The sequence below is a fragment of the Hymenobacter sp. BT18 genome (genome assembly GCF_012273015.1).
GTDB lineage: Bacteria > Bacteroidota > Bacteroidia > Cytophagales > Hymenobacteraceae > Hymenobacter > Hymenobacter lutimineralis.
Window position 1 is genome coordinate 372,908 of record NZ_CP050954.1, and the last position, 17,295, is coordinate 390,202.

Annotated in this window: 11 protein-coding genes; 9 read left to right on the top strand and 2 right to left on the bottom strand. The window is 62.9% G+C overall.

The features are described 5' to 3' along the window. The first annotated feature begins 101 nt into the window (after positions 1 to 101). From HER32_RS01660 to HER32_RS01700, 9 genes are all read left to right on the top strand, one after another. A complete protein-coding gene (locus HER32_RS01660; RefSeq protein ID WP_168680008.1) occupies positions 102 to 986 on the top strand; it encodes a sugar phosphate isomerase/epimerase family protein in 885 nt (294 codons plus the stop codon). A gap of 99 nt (positions 987 to 1,085) precedes the next feature. Next, complete coding sequence (locus HER32_RS01665) at positions 1,086 to 2,762, top strand: GMC oxidoreductase (protein WP_168680009.1); 1,677 nt, start codon at positions 1,086 to 1,088, stop codon at positions 2,760 to 2,762. A 9-nt stretch (positions 2,763 to 2,771) separates the two neighbouring features. Beyond that, positions 2,772 to 3,389: a gluconate 2-dehydrogenase subunit 3 family protein gene (locus tag HER32_RS01670; protein ID WP_232066337.1), complete on the top strand. Its 618-nt coding sequence runs from the start codon at positions 2,772 to 2,774 to the stop codon at positions 3,387 to 3,389. A 197-nt stretch (positions 3,390 to 3,586) separates the two neighbouring features. After that, positions 3,587 to 4,762, top strand: coding sequence for a Gfo/Idh/MocA family protein (locus tag HER32_RS01675; protein WP_197748856.1), 1,176 nt, complete (start codon positions 3,587 to 3,589; stop codon positions 4,760 to 4,762). A 69-nt stretch (positions 4,763 to 4,831) separates the two neighbouring features. Continuing rightward, entirely contained in the window at positions 4,832 to 5,884 is a 1,053-nt protein-coding gene (locus HER32_RS01680; RefSeq protein WP_168680011.1) for a sugar phosphate isomerase/epimerase family protein, read from the top strand. Positions 5,885 to 5,900: 16 nt separating this feature from the next. Further along, positions 5,901 to 6,371 (top strand): c-type cytochrome, encoded by a 471-nt coding sequence (locus HER32_RS01685; RefSeq protein WP_168680013.1) that lies wholly within the window; start codon positions 5,901 to 5,903, stop codon positions 6,369 to 6,371. A gap of 233 nt (positions 6,372 to 6,604) precedes the next feature. Beyond that, on the top strand, positions 6,605 to 7,861 hold the full coding sequence (locus HER32_RS01690; RefSeq protein ID WP_168680015.1) for a nucleoside permease: 1,257 nt from the start codon (positions 6,605 to 6,607) through the stop codon (positions 7,859 to 7,861). A 2-nt stretch (positions 7,862 to 7,863) separates the two neighbouring features. Further along, positions 7,864 to 8,754: a hydroxypyruvate isomerase family protein gene (locus HER32_RS01695; protein WP_168680017.1), complete on the top strand. Its 891-nt coding sequence runs from the start codon at positions 7,864 to 7,866 to the stop codon at positions 8,752 to 8,754. Positions 8,755 to 9,048: 294 nt separating this feature from the next. After that, positions 9,049 to 9,819 (top strand): DUF1080 domain-containing protein, encoded by a 771-nt coding sequence (locus HER32_RS01700; RefSeq protein WP_168680020.1) that lies wholly within the window; start codon positions 9,049 to 9,051, stop codon positions 9,817 to 9,819. Positions 9,820 to 9,822: 3 nt separating this feature from the next. On the opposite strand, the gene HER32_RS01705 is transcribed toward HER32_RS01700, so the two are convergent. Both HER32_RS01705 and HER32_RS01710 read right to left on the bottom strand, forming a co-directional pair. After that, positions 9,823 to 10,806 (bottom strand): ADP-ribosylglycohydrolase family protein, encoded by a 984-nt coding sequence (locus tag HER32_RS01705; protein WP_168680023.1) that lies wholly within the window; start codon positions 10,804 to 10,806, stop codon positions 9,823 to 9,825. 205 nt (positions 10,807 to 11,011) lie between these two features. Continuing rightward, entirely contained in the window at positions 11,012 to 17,137 is a 6,126-nt protein-coding gene (locus tag HER32_RS01710; protein WP_168680031.1) for a carboxypeptidase-like regulatory domain-containing protein, read from the bottom strand. Between the last annotated feature and the right edge of the window lie 158 nt (positions 17,138 to 17,295).

A 17,295-nucleotide genomic window follows, 5' to 3' on the forward strand; every position in this document is an offset into this window, starting at 1 on the left:
CACCCTCATTGTTGAGTATGCACACGTGCGGGGTAATTGCTGCATAAGCGCAGAAGCGGAGAAATGGAGCTTTGGCTTCTACTCTTCCTTAAATCTGCCGCATGAATTCCCGCCGCACATTTGTTAAGTCCGCCGCGCTGCTCTCGGCGGGCGTCCTGCTCAGCCCGGAGCTGCTGGCTTCTTCCAAAAAAAATATCGGCCTGCAGCTGTACACCGTGCGCGACGCCATGCAGCAGGACCCGGCCGCCACGCTGGCCCGCGTAGCCAAGCTCGGCTACACCTGTATGGAAGGCGCCACCTACACCGGCAACCAGAAATTCTACGGCATGGAGCCGGCTGCTTTTGCCAAGGTGCTCAAGCAGAACGGCCTGAAGATGCCCAGCAGCCACTACCTGCTGGGGGAGCAGGAAAACAACGGCCAGCCCACCCAGGGCACCATCCTGCACGGCTGGGACAAGGCCGTAGACGATGCCGCCCAGGTCGGCATCAAGTACATGGTGTGCGCCTGGCTAACCGAGTCGGAGCGCGGCAACCTCGACCACTACAAGCTGCTGGCCGAGCGCCTGAACAAGGCCGGGGAACGGTGCAAAAAGGCCGGTATCCAGATGGCTTACCACAACCACGACTTCGAGTTTGCGGCCCAGAACGGCCAGCTACCCTACGGCGTGCTGCTCAAGGAAACCGACAAGAGCCTGGTGCAGATGGAGTTGGACCTCTACTGGGCCACCAAGGCCGGCCACGACCCGGTAGAGCTGTTCAAGCAGAACCCCGGCCGCTTCCCGCTCTGGCACGTGAAGGACATGGACAAGACGCCCCAGCAAAACTTCACCGAAGTGGGCAACGGCAGCATCGACTTCAAGCGCATCTTCGCCCAGGCCAAGCTGGCGGGCCTCAAGCACTTCTTCGTGGAGCAGGACCAAACGCCCGGCTCGCCCTTCGACAGCATTCAGCAAAGCATCACGCACATAAAGCGCAACCTCATCTAATTGTAAGTTACTGGTTGTCAGTTGTTAGGTATCGGCGAAAATCTACCGTCCGACAACTAACAACCAGTAACTAGCAACTACCATTCCCACCTATTTCTTATGGAAAAGAACACCTATGACGCCATCGTCATCGGGTCCGGCATTTCGGGCGGCATGGCTGCCAAGGAGCTGACCGAGAAAGGCCTGAAAACCATCATGCTGGAGCGGGGCCGCAACGTAGAGCACATCAAGGACTACGTGAATGCCAATAAGAACCCCTGGGAGTTTGCCCACCGCGGCGGCAAAACCGAGCAGATGGTGAAGGACTACCCGGTGCTAAGCCGCGACTATACCCTCAACGAAAGCAACCTGGATTTCTGGGCTAACGAGAAGGAAAGCCCCTACGTGGAGGTGAAGCCCTTCGACTGGTTCCGGGGCTACCAGGTGGGCGGCCGCTCCCTGATGTGGGGCCGACAGAGCTACCGCTGGAGCGAGTACGATTTCGAGGCCAACGCTAAGGACGGCATTGCCGTGGACTGGCCCATTCGCTACAAGGAGCTGGCGCCCTGGTACAGCCACGCCGAGAAGTTTGCGGGCATCAGCGGCAACCGGGACGGCCTGCCCCAGCTCCCCGACGGCGAGTTTATGCCGCCCATGGAAATGAACTGCGTGGAAAAGGACGTGGCCGCCCGCATCCGCAAAAACTTCAAGGACCGTCACATGGTGATTGGGCGCACGGCCAACATCACCAAGCCCCACCACAACCGCGTGAACTGCCAGTACCGCAACAAGTGCTGGCTGGGCTGCCCGTTTGGGGCCTACTTCAGCACGCAGTCGGCCACGCTGCCGGCAGCTATGGCCACGGGCAACCTCACGCTACGGCCGTTTTCCATCGTCACCAAAATTCTCTACGACAAGGACACCAAGCGGGCCAAGGGCGTGGAAGTGCTGGACGCCGAAACCAACCAGACCTACGAGTACTACGCCAAAATCATCTTCCTGAATGCCTCCACGCTGAACTCGGCCTGGGTGCTGATGAACTCGGCCACCGACGTGTGGCCTGAGGGCCTGGGCAGCAGCAGCGGGGAGCTGGGCCACAACCTGATGGACCACCACTTCCGGGTAGGCGCTTACGGCGACATGCCCGGCTACGAGGACAAATACGTGTACGGCCGCCGCGCCAACGGCATTTACGTGCCGCGCTTCCGCAATTTGTTCGGGGACAAGCGCGACTATATCCGGGGCTTCGGCTACCAAGGTGGGGCCGGCCGGGAAGGCTGGAGCCGCGACATTGCCGAAATGAGCATCGGCGGCGACTTCAAGGATGCGCTGTCGGAACCCGGTGGCTGGACCATGGGCCTGGGCGCTTTCGGCGAAACCCTGCCCTACCACGACAACCGCACCTACCTCGACAAAACCAAGAAGGACAAGTGGGGCCTGCCCGTGCTGGCCATCGACGCGACCATCCGGGAAAATGAGCAGAAGATGCGCATCGACATGATGCAGGACGGCCAGGAAATGCTGGAGAAAGCGGGCCTGAAAAACGTGCGCACCTACAACAACGGCTACAACCTGGGCGGCGGCATCCACGAAATGGGCACCGCCCGCATGGGCCGCGACCCCAAAACCTCGGTGCTGAATGCCCACAACCAGGTGTGGGACGCCCCCAACGTGTACGTCACCGACGGGGCCTGCATGACGTCCTCGGCCTGCCAGAACCCCTCCCTGACTTACCTGGCCCTCACAGCCCGCGCCGTGGACCACGCCGTGGGTGAGCTGAAAAAACAAAACCTCTAACCCCTACCGATGATGATGAACCGACGTGATGCCCTGGCCCGCGTAGCGCTGCTGATGGGCGGAGCCGTTATCGGGGGCGACTATTTCCTGAGCAGCTGCTCCTCCCCCAGCGAAGAAAAATCCACGGCGAAAACGCCCCCGGCGGCCGCGCCCAAAGAGCTGCCGGCCGTGCTCAACGCCGAGCAAATAGCCTACCTCAACGAAGTGGGCGACACCATTCTGCCGCCCACCAAGTCACCCGGGGCCAAGGCCGCCGACGTGGGCAGCTTTATGGCCGTGATGGTGCGCGACTGTTACCGCCCCGACGACCAGCAGGTGTTCAAGCAAGGCCTCACCAAGCTGGAAGACGCCGCCAAGCAGAAGTACAGCAAGGGTTTCCTGGCTTTGGACGCCACCCAGCGCACGGCCCTGCTCACGGCCCTGGACGCGGAGCAGAAAAGCTACGCCAAAACCAAAACCCCGGAAGCGCCCAACCACTACTTCCGCATGATCAAGGAGCTCACCTTGCTGGGGTACTTCACCTCCGAAGCAGGCGCTACCAAAGCCCTCCGTTACCTGCCCGTTCCCGGCAAGTACGACGGCTGCGTGCCCTACAAAAAGGGCGACCGGGCCTGGGCAACTACTTGATAGCGCCTCACCCCCTAGCCCCCCTCTCCGAAAAGGAGAGGAGGCACTAGTTTTTAGCTTTCTAGAACTGGAGTTAGAGCCCCTCTCTTTTTCGGAGAGGGGTTGGGGTGAGGCGGCTAGCGCTATGGCCCGACGACGCACGCGAGATGCTTCGACAAGCTCAGCATGACGTTCCTACATAACAAACCCATAACCGAATGAAACTACGACTGGGCATGATTGGCGGGGGGCAGGGCGCGTTCATCGGGGCGGTGCACCGCATGGCCGCCGCCCTGGATGGCCTGTATGCGCTAACCGCCGGTGCCTTCAGCAGCAACCCTGACACGTCCCGGGCTACCGGGCAGGAGCTGGGCCTGGCCCCCGAGCGGGTGTACGGCTCCTACCAGGAGCTGATTGCCCAGGAAGCCCAGCGCCCGGCCGACGAGCGGGTGCAGGTCATCAGCATCGTCACGCCCAATCACCTGCACTTTGCGCCGGCCAAGCTGGCTTTGGAAAGCGGGTTCGACGTGGTGCTGGACAAGCCGATGACGTTTTCCCTGGAGGAAGCCAAGGAGCTGCAGCAGGTAGTAGAAGCCACCGGCCGCCGGCTCTGCCTCACGCACACGTACACCGGCTACCCCATGCTCAAGGAAGCCCGCCAGCTGGCGGCCTCCGGGGCGCTGGGCACCATCCGCAAGGTGTACGTGGAGTATCCGCAGGGCTGGCTGAGCAACTTTGAGGAAGGCGGCAGCAACAAGCAGGCCGCCTGGCGCACCGACCCCGCCCGCAGCGGCGTGGCCGGTTCCATGGGCGACATTGGCACCCACGCCTTCAACCTGCTGGAATACGTGAGCGGCCTGCAGGTCACGCAGCTCTGCGCCGACATCAACACCGTGGTGCCCGGCCGCCAGCTGGACGACGACGGGGCTGTGCTGCTGCGCCTCACGGGCGGGGCCAGCGGGGTGCTGGTGGCTACCCAGGTAGCGGCCGGCGAGGAAAACAACCTGCGTCTGCGCATCTACGGGGAAAAAGGCGGCCTCGACTGGCAGCAGGCCGACGCCAACACCCTGCTGGTAAAGTGGCTGGACCGGCCCACCGAAATCCGGCGCACGGGCGCGGGCTACCTTAGCGCTGCTGCTCGCCACAACAGCCGCATTCCGGCCGGCCACCCCGAGGGCTACCTTGAGGCCTTTGCCAACCTCTACCGCAACTTCGCTTTGACCCTGCTGGCCGAGCAAACCGGCCAACCTGCCCCACCCGAAGCTCTGGACTTTCCTGGTATTGAGGATGGGGTGCGGGGTATGGCCTTCATTGAAAACGTCATTGCCTCAGGCCGCTCCGCGCAGAAGTGGACGGATTTCCCGGCTATTGAGAGCTTAGAGCAAAGACCTTAGAGTTCAGACTCAGTTCAAGCAAAAAGACCTAATTTCTAAGCTCTTAGTTCTCTGCTCTAAGCTCTCAAAATGAAAACCATCAAAGGACCCGGCATTTTTCTGGCCCAGTTCATCGGCGACCAGGCCCCGTTCAACAGCCTCGCCAACATTTGTGAGTGGGCCGCCGGTCTGGGCTATGAAGGCGTGCAACTCCCCACGCTGGACAGCCGCTTTATCGACCTGAAGCTGGCCGCCGAAAGCCAGACCTACGCCGACGAGCTGCGCGGTACGGTGCAGGCGGCTGGTCTGGAAATCACCGAGCTATCCACCCACTTGCAGGGCCAGCTGGTGGCCGTAAATCCCGTGTACGACCAGCTATTCGACGGCTTCGCGCCCGAGGAAGTGCGCGGCAACCCCGCCGCCCGGCAGCAGTGGGCCGTGCAGCAGCTCAAGTATGCCGCGCAGGCCTCCCAACGGCTGGGGCTTACGGCCCACGCCACGTTCAGTGGGGCGCTGCTCTGGCCCTACGTGTACCCCTGGCCCCAGCGCCCGGCCGGCCTCGTGGAAACGGGCTTTACGGAGCTGGCGCGCCGCTGGCGGCCCATTCTGGATGTGTTTGACGAGTGCGGCGTGGACGTGTGCTACGAAATCCACCCCGGCGAGGACCTGCACGATGGTGTGAGCTACGAAATGTTCTTGGACAAAGTAGACCACCATCCGCGCGCCTGCCTGCTCTACGACCCTTCGCACTTCGTGCTACAGTGCCTGGACTATCTGGAGTACATCGACATCTACCACGAGCGGATCCGGGCCTTCCACGTGAAGGATGCCGAGTTTAATCCCACAGGCCGCCATGGCGTGTACGGGGGCTACCAAGGCTGGGCCGACCGTGCCGGCCGCTTCCGCTCCCTCGGCGACGGGCAGGTAAATTTCAAAGCCATTTTCAGCAAGCTCACCCAGTACGACTACCCCGGCTGGGCCGTGCTGGAGTGGGAATGTGCCCTCAAGCACCCTGAAGACGGAGCCCGCGAAGGCGCGCCTTTCATTCAAAACCACATCATCCGCGTCACCGACAAGGTATTCGACGACTTTGCCGCTTCCGGCGTCGACGCGGCCCGCAACAACAGCCTGCTCGGCTTCTAACTCATCCGACTCACCCATGAAAAACGCGTTTCTACTCTTAACGCTCTGCGCCAGCTTGGCTTCGTGCAGCTCCGAATCCGACAAGCCTGCCGCCAAGGAATCCTACACGTTGGCCGATGAAACCGTGCCGGCCCAGGACAGCACCACCGGTGCCAACATCAGCGCCGTGGCCCGCCAGCCCCAGGTAGACACCAACGCCACCAAAATCGGGACGGCGCCCACGGGCGGAGCAGTAGCCGGCGGGGCTAAGCTCATCCAATCGGCCGACTGCGCCAGCTGCCACCGCGAAGCCGAGAAGCTGCTGGGACCGGCCTACAAAGATGTGGCCGCCAAATACCCCGCCACGGAGGCCAACGTGAGCATGCTGGCCAAGAAGATCATAACCGGCGGCAGCGGCAACTGGGGGGACGTTGCCATGACGCCCCACCCCGGCCTTTCCCAGAAAGATGCCGAGGAAATGACCCGCTATATTCTGAGTCTGAAGTAAGAACTGCATCAGCACGAACCCAGCACGTCATGTTGAGCGGAGTCGAAGCATTTCTACCGCTTCGTTGGAGTCGCTCTACGAAGCGGTAGAGATGCTTCGACTCCGCTCGGCATGACATATAGTTTGGCAACGTCAGCACGCGAGATTCCTCGGCTTCGCTCGGAATGACGGTCTATCGAATTGACGTTCTACTTAATACGACCCCACTCCCAACCTCCAATTCCCACTTGCTCATGACTTCTACAATCCGGGTAAAACTGTCCCTCATGATGTTCCTGGAGTTCTTCATCTGGGGCGCGTGGTTTGTCACGCTGGGCACGTATTTGCTGCGCAACCTGGGAGCCTCGGGCACACAGGTGGGTGTGGCGTTTTTGACGCAATCCATCGGGGCTATTGTGGCACCGTTTATTGTGGGACTCATTGCCGACCGGTTTTTCTCGGCCCAGAAAATCCTGGGCGTGCTGCACCTGGCCGGAGCAGTGCTGCTGTGGCGCGCCTCCCAGGCCCCGGATTTTAGCAGCTTCTACCCCAACATCCTTACCTACATGATCTTGTATATGCCCACGCTGGCCTTGGTGAACTCCATTGCTTTCCGGCAGATGCAGAACCCGCAGAAGGAGTTTGCCCCCATCCGGGTGCTGGGCACGCTGGGCTGGATTGTGGCCGGCCTCACCATTGGGTGGCTGAACTGGGAACAAAGCAACAGCCTCCAATCCACCTTCCTGATGGCGGCCGGGGCCTCGGCCCTGCTGGGCGTATTCAGCTTCACGCTGCCGGCCACGCCACCCGTTAAGAAAGGCCAGTCTAGCTCCGTGGGCAGCTTGCTGGGGCTCGACGCCATTGGCATGCTGAAAAACCGCTCCTACCTCACATTTTTCCTGGCCTCCATTGCCATCTGCATTCCGCTAGCCTTCTACTACGGCTTCACCAACCCCTTCCTGAATGAAGTAGGCATGAAAGCCGCCGCCGGGGTGCAGAGCCTGGGGCAAGTGTCGGAGCTGCTGTTTATGCTGGCCATTCCGCTGTTTTTCAGCAAGCTGGGCGTGAAGAAGATGCTGGCTATTGGCATGGCGGCCTGGGTCTTGCGCTACGTGTGCTTCGCCTACGGCAACGGGGAAAGCGGCTACTGGCTGCTGATTGCGGGCATCGTGCTACACGGCATCTGCTACGATTTCTTCTTCGTGACGGGCCAGATTTACACCGACAACCTGGCCGGTGAGCAGTTCAAAAGCTCGGCCCAGGGCTTTATCACGCTGGCTACCTACGGTGTGGGCATGCTGATCGGCACGCTGCTCTCGGGCCGCATCTTCGACAGCTACCAGCTCTCGGCCGGCACGCACGACTGGCGCATGATCTGGCTGATTCCGGCCGGTATTGCTGGCGCCGTGCTGATGCTGTTCCTGCTCCTGTTCAAGGAGCGCAACGCCGCTCCTGCTTCCACTGAGGCAGCCGGCATTGATGCCACTACCCGTTTGGCCAACGCCAGCTAGGCATGGCTGCCACCTGGAACCGCCGTGCGGCCCTCAAAGGCCTGCTCACCAGCACCGCCGCTGTGGGTACCCTCGGTCTGGCCGGGGCTGCCGCGCCAGCTGAGAAACTAACCGCCATGCCCGCCGCTCTGAAAGGAAATATCCGCCACTCGGTGTGCCGCTGGTGCTTCGCCGACCTGCCGCTGGAGCAGCTCTGCGCCGCGGCCAAGGAAATGGGCATCCGGGGCATTGATCTGGTTGGGCCGCAGGACTGGCCTACGCTGAAGAAGTACGGCTTGGACTCGCCTATGTGCAACGGGGCGGAAATCAACCTCACCGACGGCTTCAACGACCCGCAGTTTCACGCCCGCCTGCAAAAGCAGTACACTGAGCTGATTCCGCAGGTAGCCAAGGCCAGCTACCGCAACCTGATCTGCTTTAGCGGCAGCCGCCGGGGCAAGACCGACGAGCAGGGCTGGGCAAACTGCGTGGCTGGCCTGAAGCCGCTGCTGAAGCTGGCCGAGCAGCACAACGTGGTGCTGGTGATGGAGCTGCTCAACAGCAAAATCGACCACCCGGACTACCAGTGCGACCGGACTGCCTGGGGCGTGGAGCTGGCCAAGCGGCTGGGCTCCGAGCACTTCAAGCTGCTCTACGACATCTACCACATGCAAATCAACGAGGGTGACGTCATCCGCACCCTTACCGAGTTTCACCCCTACATTGCCCACTACCACACGGCCGGCGTGCCTGGTCGCCACGAGCTGAACGATGCCCAGGAGCTGAACTACCCCGCCATCATGCGCGCCATCCAAGCCACTGGCTTCAAAGGCTACGTGGCCCAGGAGTTCATTCCCACACAGCCCGACAAGCTGGCTTCCCTGCGCCAAGCCGTGCAGCTCTGCGACGTTTGAACACTAGCAAATGGCGTAAGAGACGCATCAATTCGCGCCTCCTCGTTGCTGAGGTTGTGACTGTTCAAAACCATATTGCGCGTCATGCTGAGCTTGCCGAAGCATCTCTACCGCTTCGTTGTGGCAGTATTCGAACGAAGCAGCGGTAGAGATGCTTCGGCAAGCTCAGCAGGACGTTCTAGTTATTACTGACGATTCTGGACCCGGCTCTCTTACTTATTCTACATGGTATCAGTTTAACAACGACAAAGCACCAGAGCTTGCGTATCTACACCGTTCTTGCTTTCAACTCCCATGAAATTCCTATTCCTGACTGCTGCCCTCCTCGGCTTATCCATGACGGTCCACGCCCAGCAAACCGGCAAGCCGGAGGACACCGAAGTGTGGAAGCCGGTCCCGAAAACCGTGCGCGGCAAGCTGAAAACCACCCCGCCCCCGGCCGGCGCCCTTGTGCTGTTCGATGGCAAAAGCCTGAGCGAGTGGGTGTCGGCGGATGACCGTACCCAGCCCGCGCAGTGGACGGTGGCCGATGGGGTGCTGACCGTGGACAAGTCGAAAGGCAACATCGAAACCCAGCGCACCTTCGGCAGCTACCGCCTGCACCTGGAGTGGCGCGTGCCGGCCGGCATTACCGGCGAAGGCCAGGTGCGCGGCAACAGCGGCGTGTTTCTGGCTTCCCTGGGCAAAGGCGACCTGGGCTACGAGCTGCAGATTCTTGACCCCCACCAGAACCCGACCTACGTGAACGGCATGGCCGGCAGCATCTACAAGCAGCGCATTCCGCTGGCCAACCCCGGCCGCAAGCCCGGCGAGTGGCAGTCGTACGACGTGCTGTGGCTGGCCCCCACCTTCAAGCCCGACGGCACCGTGCTTACGCCGGCCCGCGTAACGGTGAAGTTCAACGGCGTAGCGGTGCAGAAAAACGTGGCCCTGGCGGGCCCTACGCGCTACATCGGTCCGCCCCAGTACGAGCCCCACGGCGCCGCGCCCATCAAGCTCCAGGCCCACGGCGACCCAAGTGCGCCCATCTCCTTCCGCAACGTCTGGGTGCAGGAGCTAAAATAGCGCCTACTCCGCGCTGACGGCATGGGCCATGCGGCGGGCCAGGTCCTCGATATCGGCGCGGCGGGCCAGCACCTGGAGCCACTCCGGCGGAATAGCCGCTTCGCCATAGTACAGCCCGGCCAGGCCGCCCGTCACGGCGCCGGTCGTGTCGGTATCATCGCCGAGGTTGACGGCAGCCAGCACGGTTTCGGCGTACGTGTCGTAGCGGAGCAGGCACCAGAGCGCGGCTTCCAGGGTGTGCAGCACGTAGCCGGAACCACTGATTTCATCTTCTCGGTACCGAATCAGAGACAATATCTCATAGTCGGCTTGCGGGTTTTCGAGGATGCGGTGAAAGCGTGGCAATTCGGCTAGCAATGCAGGTTCCGTATGGGCAAACTCATTTACCTCCTGCTGCATGGCCTTGTAGGCCGCATGCTTATCAAGGCCACTCAGCAGTTGCCGAGCCAGTTCCAGGTAGATGAAGCAAGCCAGTATAGAGCGTGTATGGGCATGAGTTAGGCTCGATACCTCAAGCGAAAGCCGAAACCGCTCCACCAAGGTTAAAGGTTGCATCCAGAAGGCCAGCGGAAGAATCCGCATAAGGGAGCCGTTGCCGTTGCTATACTCATCATTGCCGCCCGCCAGCAGTGGCGACGTCCCCCGGCTAAGACGCCGGATTGCCTCAGAGGTAGCTACGCCTACATCGAAGACATGACCATGAGGCGTCCAATAGCCGTGCTCATACCAATTGATAAAGCGGCGACTTAAATCCCCTAGATCGTAGCCGCGACACAGACTCTCCGCCAGGCAAAACGTGAGCGAGGCATCGTCGGACCAAGTGCCCGCGGGTTGGTTGTGGGTGCCGTAGGCGCGCATGACTACCACAGGGTCCTGGCGGCGGGCGGCCCGGCTCTGGAATTCCACGGGCACGCCCAGGGCGTCGCCCACGGCCAGGCCCAGCAGCGCCGCACGGATTTGGGTTTCGAGAGTTGTCAGGTCAGCCATTGCAGGGGAAGGATAAAGCAGCTAGCGGGGGGTAAAGATGTTGTTTTCTCTTGGCTAACCGATATTCAGCTGGTATCTATTCCCATCCAGAACGTCATGCTGAGCGAAGTCGAAGCATCTCTACCACTTCGTCTGCCTCATTCAACGAAGCGGTAGAGATGCTTCGACTTCGCTCAGCATGACATGGCTAGCAAGGCAGTTCCAGTTAATCAATCTGTGCCTGCTTGCTGGCGGAGCGGCCGAAGCGGGTGGGGAAGTACATCAGCTCGGCTTTGGCGGGGTTGAGGGTGTAGCGGCCCCGGTAGCGCGGCTGCAGGGCAATGCGGAACGTGTGGCGGCCCACCGGCAGTACGTCGATGAAGATGCCCACCTGGTGACGCAGATACTCCCAGTGTACTTCAAGGCTGTTGCCAGTGGTTTTCTCCCTGTAGGAGCAACCGGCCGGAATGGGCACTTCCAGCAGCACGTAGCGGGCCTCGGCCGGCACGTCTACCGTCACTTCCAGCTCGGTGGGCTGTCCGGCTTTCAACCGGATGCTGCTTCCCTCCTGCCCGGCCAGGCGCGTGCGCACGGTAAAAGGCGTAGCCACTGCCGCCGGAGCCGGGTTCCAGAAGGTCTGGTAAGCCGTGGCATACACCGGCAGGCCGCCTTGCTTGCGGAGCGTGAGCAGTCCGGCAGTGGCGGGCACCGTGGTTTCAAACGGAAACTGCCCGACTTCCTGCGTGAGGCCGCCGCTAAGCTGAGCCCGCGCCAGCAAACCGCCACTGGCCGGCACCACCAGCTCGGGACCAATGGTAGCCAGAATCTGGGCGGCCTCGTAGGTGCTGGCCCAGTGGCCCCCAAAGCTGCGCTGCTCTAGCAGATACGTGCGGATGCGCAGCAACTCCTGTTCCTGCCCGCCGCGGGCCCGCAGCAGGCGGTATGCCAGCAGCGTATTACCCAGGCGGTCGGGCAGCAGATAGCGGTAGAAGGTGCCCTGGTACAGGGTATCGACAAAAAACACCCCGCCCAACTCCGAGCGGAGGCGGTAGCGGCGCAGGGTATCGAGTTGGTAGGGCAAGCCCAGCTGCTGCCGCAGGTTGGTGAGGGCCAGGTACCGGTCCAGGGGCTGGCGGCCGCGCTGCTCCCGCTCCAGGCGCTGCACCAGGGCCGGAAAGTCGGGCTGGGCGCCGAGGTCGTGCAGCAGCTGGAGCAGCCGGATCCGGTCGTCGGGGGAGCTAAAAAAGGCACCGGGGACCGATTCACGCAGGTTTTGGCGGACAGCGGCATCGGCAAAGGCCTCGTCAAGCTGGGTGAGCAGGTAGCGGCGGAGCGGGTCTTTGTCGAGGGCAACTTTATAGCCCTGCTTTTCGGCCTGCAACAAAGCGTCTACCACGTGCAGGGTAGCCCAGGCGCTGACGGGCGAGGCCGGCCAGGTGCCCCACAACCCCTCGGGCTGGTGCCGCCCACGCAGCAGATGACGGATCAGCTGCTGCACGTCGCGCCCACCCCGGAAGGGTTGATCCAACCCTTCGCGCAGGCGCTGCTCCAGCAAAAGGGCCAGCAGCTTGGAGGCCGCCTGCTCGTTGCAGAGGTAGTCGTAGCCCAACACGTGGCGGATTTCCTCGAATACCACGGGCAAGGGGCTATTTTCCAGGCGCACCGTCACGGGTCCCAGCTCGGGGCGCGCGGGGAAGGTGAGCGTGGTATCGGCGGTGGTAAGCACAGCAAAGGAGCCCACCCGCTCGCGGGTACCCACGGGCAGCACCGGCAGCTGGCGCAGTTCCCCGTCCTGGTAGCCGTTGGGCTGGGTTAGGCTGAAGCGCACGGCCACGGAATCGGCATCAGTGGGCGCCGTGAAGGTAAGCGTGTCGAGCCAGGCTGTGGCCACGCGGTGCCGCTGGGTGCGCACCGGCCCCGCCCCTACCTGGAAGCTGGTGGTCACCTGGGCAGTATCGGGCAGGTAGTTCAGAGTTTTGCCGATAACCTGGGGCCGGTCGCCCTGGAGCAGGAAGCGCGGGGCTGCCAGCTCGCCCATCAGGGCCTTGAAGGAGCGCAGGCGCTGGGTGAAGGTACCGGTGCGGGCGTGGTCGTCGGAAGCCAGCACGAAGGTGTCCCAGCCGGTGATGTCGTCGGGGATGATGACCTGGGTGCTGGCCTCCCCGCGGGCGTCGGTGACGAGGGTGGGACGCCACCAGCCTACGTCGGAAAAGCGGCGGCGCAGGGCTAGGCGCGGGTCGCGCGTGCCGGACACGGGCAGGCCGTCGGGCCCCAGGGCGGGACCGTCCTGCATACTCGCCGCCGGCCGGCCGTTAAACCCGCTTTTGGTGGTGATGATAATCACGCCGTTGGCCGCCCGGGAGCCATACATGGCCACTGCCGACTCCCCTTTCAGGACGCTCGTCTTGGCAATATCCTCGGGCCGCAGATTTTTCAAGGGTCCACTCATCGGCAGCCCATCCACAATAAAAAGCGGTTCACCGCCCCCGATTACGCTGCTGGCTCCCCGAATCCGAATCACCGTCTGCCCGTCTATAGCAGTGCTAATACTCACCCCGGCTACCTTACCGGAAACCGCTTGTGCTACCGAGGCGCTTTCCACGGTCAGCGTCCTGCCATCTACTTTAGTGGTCCCGAAGCCAGTTACGACTACCTCACTCAGTTGCTTGGTGTCCTCGTTCAGTGCTACCTGAATATCCTGACTGTCCACCCGGCGCTCAACCGATACAAACCCAATACTGAAAAATTGCAGCACGCTACCATTTGGCGGTACGGCCAGGGTAAAGCTGCCGTCCGCATTCGTGCTTGCGCCGTGGGTGGTTCCTTTGAGCAGCACCGTTACACCAGGTAGCCCCTCCCCTGAATGGTGGCTCGTGACCTGCCCGCGCACGATGTACCAGTCGGGCTGGGGCTTCACCGGGATGGTTGTTACCACCTGCCGCCGCGCACTTGCCGAATCGAGCACGCCAGGTTTCGCCGGGGCGGGCAGATTACGGCGGATTTCTTCTCGCATCACGCGCAATAAGCGCTGGCGGGCTGGGCCAGCAGTTAGCTTATCCAGGGAATCGAGCTGCACGTAGGTGGTGCCGTTAGCCTGTATCAGCACCTCGGCGTTAGGCGCGAGCAACGTGCTATCGGCCAGCAGTAAGGCCAGGCGGTAGCGGCCCGGAGCCAGGGCATGCAGCGGGGTGGGCAGCTGCCGGTGCAGGCGGCGGAACGCAGGTTTGGCGGGCTGGGTGAGCAAGGTGTAGAGCACCCGCGGGGAGTAGTACTGGCGCATTGAACTGGTTGGCAGGCGCACTTCCAGTAGGCCCTGGCCAGCGGGGGTGCTGGTCGGCACCGGCAGCAGCGGCTCAGGCTGCGGGCCCTGGTAGAAGGACGTAGCGGGCCGGGGGCGCAGGTCGGCTTCGGTATACGCAAAGTCAGTAAAGGGCAATTGCGGGAATTGGATGGACTGACGCAGATCCGGGTAGCGCTCCGCCGAAACGGTGCGCATCTTCAGCAAATCCCGGGTGAAGGTGTAGCGGTAGCCCGGCTCATGCAGAAACTTGCGCCAGAGCCCATCGGAGCGGCGCAGCAGCACCGAGTCGGGCAGGAAAGGGCCACCCACGTGTAGCAGCTCGTTTTGACGGTAATATTGATAGGGGCGGTTGGGCTGGTAGGGCTGGCCGGTGCCCAGCACCTGTAGGCGGCGGCCCTGGCGCAGCAGCACCTGCTCCTGGTAGCTGTTGCGGTCGATGAGCACCAGAAAGCGCGCCAGCTCCTCCCGCTCGGTTTCCGACAAGGGTCCGGGGATTTCCACCGTCAGCTCCCGGCACGGGTGGTTGGGGTCGAGGCTGAGGATGAGCTTGTGCAGGGGGCGCAGGTACACTTCCCGCAAACTGATGCGCTGGGTGGGCGTGCGCACGGTGATGGTATGGTAGCCACTGTCGGCCACCAGGGCAAACGGCTCGTCCCCGTTCACGGCCGCCACGTACACCGGGTGCCCATCCACGTACACGGCCACGGTGGGCTGCACTCGCCCCGAGTCTACCACAAACGGCGCCACCTGGGTGATGCCGCCCGGGGCCGGCTGGTACTCATGGAACGTGCCGTACGCGGGGTACAGAAACTGGTAAAAGCGCAGGGAGTCGAGGCCGAGGCGCTGGCGCCAGGCGCCCCAGGGCAAGGGCCGGCGGGTAGGCTCATCAGCCTGATTCTCAAACCGGGCCCCCAGGGCAAACCGCCGAAGGGCTACCCGGCCCACCACCGCCGGCTCGAAATCAGGCAGCGCGGGGGCGTTAGCCACCTCAAACTTGCTGGTGTAGGCGTAGGCCGTAAGGTCGGCCCCGGGCACGGGGCGGCCAGCCCCGTCGCGCACGGTGTAGCGCAAACTCACTTTCTGCCCCGGGTATACAACCTCAGGCTGCTCGGCTTCGATGGAGAGCTGATGCTGGGGCAACGCCACATTGTACTCGGCCGTGCGCAGCTCCCCACCCCAGAAGTAGTGCAGCGACACATACCAAATTTCCGGCGTGGGCGCGGCCAAGTCCAGTTTCAGCGCGGTGGTGTACTCCCGGCGCATCAGGTCATTGGCGCGGTATAGGTAGTACCAGAAGGGCAGGCGGCGCGGGTTCTCCACCAGCAGGTGCAGGAAGTCTGAAGTGCGGTCGGAGCGCAGCACTAAATCAGCGTTGTCTTCGTCGAGGTTCAGCAAAGCCGAGCGGCCGGCGGCAGTAGTCAGCTGGTAGCGGGTGGCGCGGGCGTCCACGGGCCGGGCCAGGGGCAACTGCACAGTTTCCAACGTAGAAACCAGGTTCTTTTCCGGGTCGCGGCGGGTGGTTTCGAGGCGGGCCGGGCCGGGGGTGCCGCCGGGAAAGCGGGCAATTACCGAGTCCTGGCGCAGCAGAAGCTGCAGCTCCCCGCTTTCCAGGGCATACTCCACTTGGGTAGTTTGGGTGCGGCGCTCCTGGTCGGCGTTCCGGAACTCGGCGTGCACCTGGTAGCGGAGGTTAGCGGTGGGCAAAGCAGAGGGCGGCAGGTTGAGGCGGGTTTCGCCGGCGGCGTCCAGGGGCTGGGCGCGCGTCCAGAGCGTATCGGGCACAAACACCTGCCGGCCGGGAAAATGGCCCACGGTCAGGGGCGTCACACTCAGGCGCACGCGGGCATCGAGCAGGTTCAGCTCGTTGGCATCCTGCCCGCGCAGGTACAGGGCCTGCGTAGTACCGGCCCGGTGGGTAACTTCGGCCGGTCGCAGGGTATAGCGGGTGTTTTTGAGCTCATAGTCTTCCAGCCGGAATGAGGCTTGCGCCAGAGTTTCGCCGTTTTTTCCCGGCTGCTGCAGCCGCAAGCGCACGTCCTGGTCGGCGCGCAGCTGGAGGGTGTTGAGGCGTTCCAGCTCGAACTCGTAGGAGCCGGGACGCACGGGCCGGAGCAAAGCCAGGCGGCGCGGCGTACGGTCCTGGTCGGCCTGCAGGTACAGCTCCAGGGGGCGGCGGTAAGGCCAGCCGGCGCGGTGCAGGATGCGGGCCTTCAGGCGCAGGGTGTCGGCCGTGGGACGGTAGCGGGGCTTGCTCAGCACCAGGTAAGCCCGCCACTTTTTGCCCCGCCGCTCCGTGCGCCGGTCTTGGCGCTCCTCGCGCACGTCGGGGTTGAAGATGGAGCGCAGCAGCCCGATGGGGCCGGTGCTGACGTTGGAAGCGTAGTGCAGCTCCCGAAACAGCTTCCGCGCGGGCCGCGTGAGGAGCCCCAGCGGAAAGCCGAACACCACCCGCTGGTACGCCCCACGCCAACTCAGGGCCCTACGTCCGGCCGGCCGGTACGGCAGCTGCTGCTCCAGCACGTGAAACGTGGTGCGCCCGCCGTGGGTGACGGCCAGCAGCCCCGGGCGGCTGGTGCGGCCGGCCAGGCGGTAGGTTTGGGTGGCAGCGTCGAAGGGCACGAGGCGGCCCCGGGGCAAGGTCAGGCGGGCATCGGGCAGCATCCGACCCAGACTATCCTGCACCACCACGCTCAAATCCTGCTGGTTGGTGATGACGGTGAGTTGGCGGCCGGTACGGGTGTGCAGCCAGTACACCAGCTCGGGCCCTTCGGTGTGGGCCACCAGGTAGTAGCCGGCCGGCAGGGCTGCCACCCGGGCCCGGCTTAGGCTGTCGGGCTGGCTCGTCGGGAAGGAGTCGACGGGCTGGGCGAAGTAGGCGTCCTGCACGGCCGTGAGCGAGTGTTCGTAGAGGTGGCGCGTCTGGGCGTCGGTCAGGCGGAAAACCTTGGTCAGGTAGCTCTGCTGGCGGGCCGTGGCCAGGCGTTGCTGGGCAAAACTGTAAATGGGCAGCAACAGTAGCCCCAGGATAAGCGGGCGTAACGATGAAAGCATAACGGTGGGATAGGCGTACCTGATAGCTGATGCCACGGGAAGCCGCATTCCACACTTCACTTTTTTTTCGGCTTGCGAAAAAAACTTGGCTTATTCTCGAAGAATCAGGTTTTCAACGGATTACCTAACCTAAAAAGAACACAAGTTTCCTAGCTGGA

Excerpts from the sequence above, each read along its gene's own strand:
- HER32_RS01690 (WP_168680015.1), top strand. The coding sequence starts at position 6,605 with ATGACTTCTACAATCCGGGTAAAACTGTCCCTCATGATGTTCCTGGAG.
- HER32_RS01670 (WP_232066337.1), top strand. The coding sequence starts at position 2,772 with ATGATGATGAACCGACGTGATGCCCTGGCCCGCGTAGCGCTGCTGATG.
- HER32_RS01695 (WP_168680017.1), top strand. The coding sequence starts at position 7,864 with ATGGCTGCCACCTGGAACCGCCGTGCGGCCCTCAAAGGCCTGCTCACC.
- HER32_RS01705 (WP_168680023.1), bottom strand. The coding sequence starts at position 10,806 with ATGGCTGACCTGACAACTCTCGAAACCCAAATCCGTGCGGCGCTGCTG.
- HER32_RS01680 (WP_168680011.1), top strand. The coding sequence starts at position 4,832 with ATGAAAACCATCAAAGGACCCGGCATTTTTCTGGCCCAGTTCATCGGC.
- HER32_RS01675 (WP_197748856.1), top strand. The coding sequence starts at position 3,587 with ATGAAACTACGACTGGGCATGATTGGCGGGGGGCAGGGCGCGTTCATC.
- HER32_RS01665 (WP_168680009.1), top strand. The coding sequence starts at position 1,086 with ATGGAAAAGAACACCTATGACGCCATCGTCATCGGGTCCGGCATTTCG.
- HER32_RS01700 (WP_168680020.1), top strand. The coding sequence starts at position 9,049 with ATGAAATTCCTATTCCTGACTGCTGCCCTCCTCGGCTTATCCATGACG.
- HER32_RS01710 (WP_168680031.1), bottom strand. The coding sequence starts at position 17,137 with ATGCTTTCATCGTTACGCCCGCTTATCCTGGGGCTACTGTTGCTGCCC.
- HER32_RS01660 (WP_168680008.1), top strand. The coding sequence starts at position 102 with ATGAATTCCCGCCGCACATTTGTTAAGTCCGCCGCGCTGCTCTCGGCG.
- HER32_RS01685 (WP_168680013.1), top strand. The coding sequence starts at position 5,901 with ATGAAAAACGCGTTTCTACTCTTAACGCTCTGCGCCAGCTTGGCTTCG.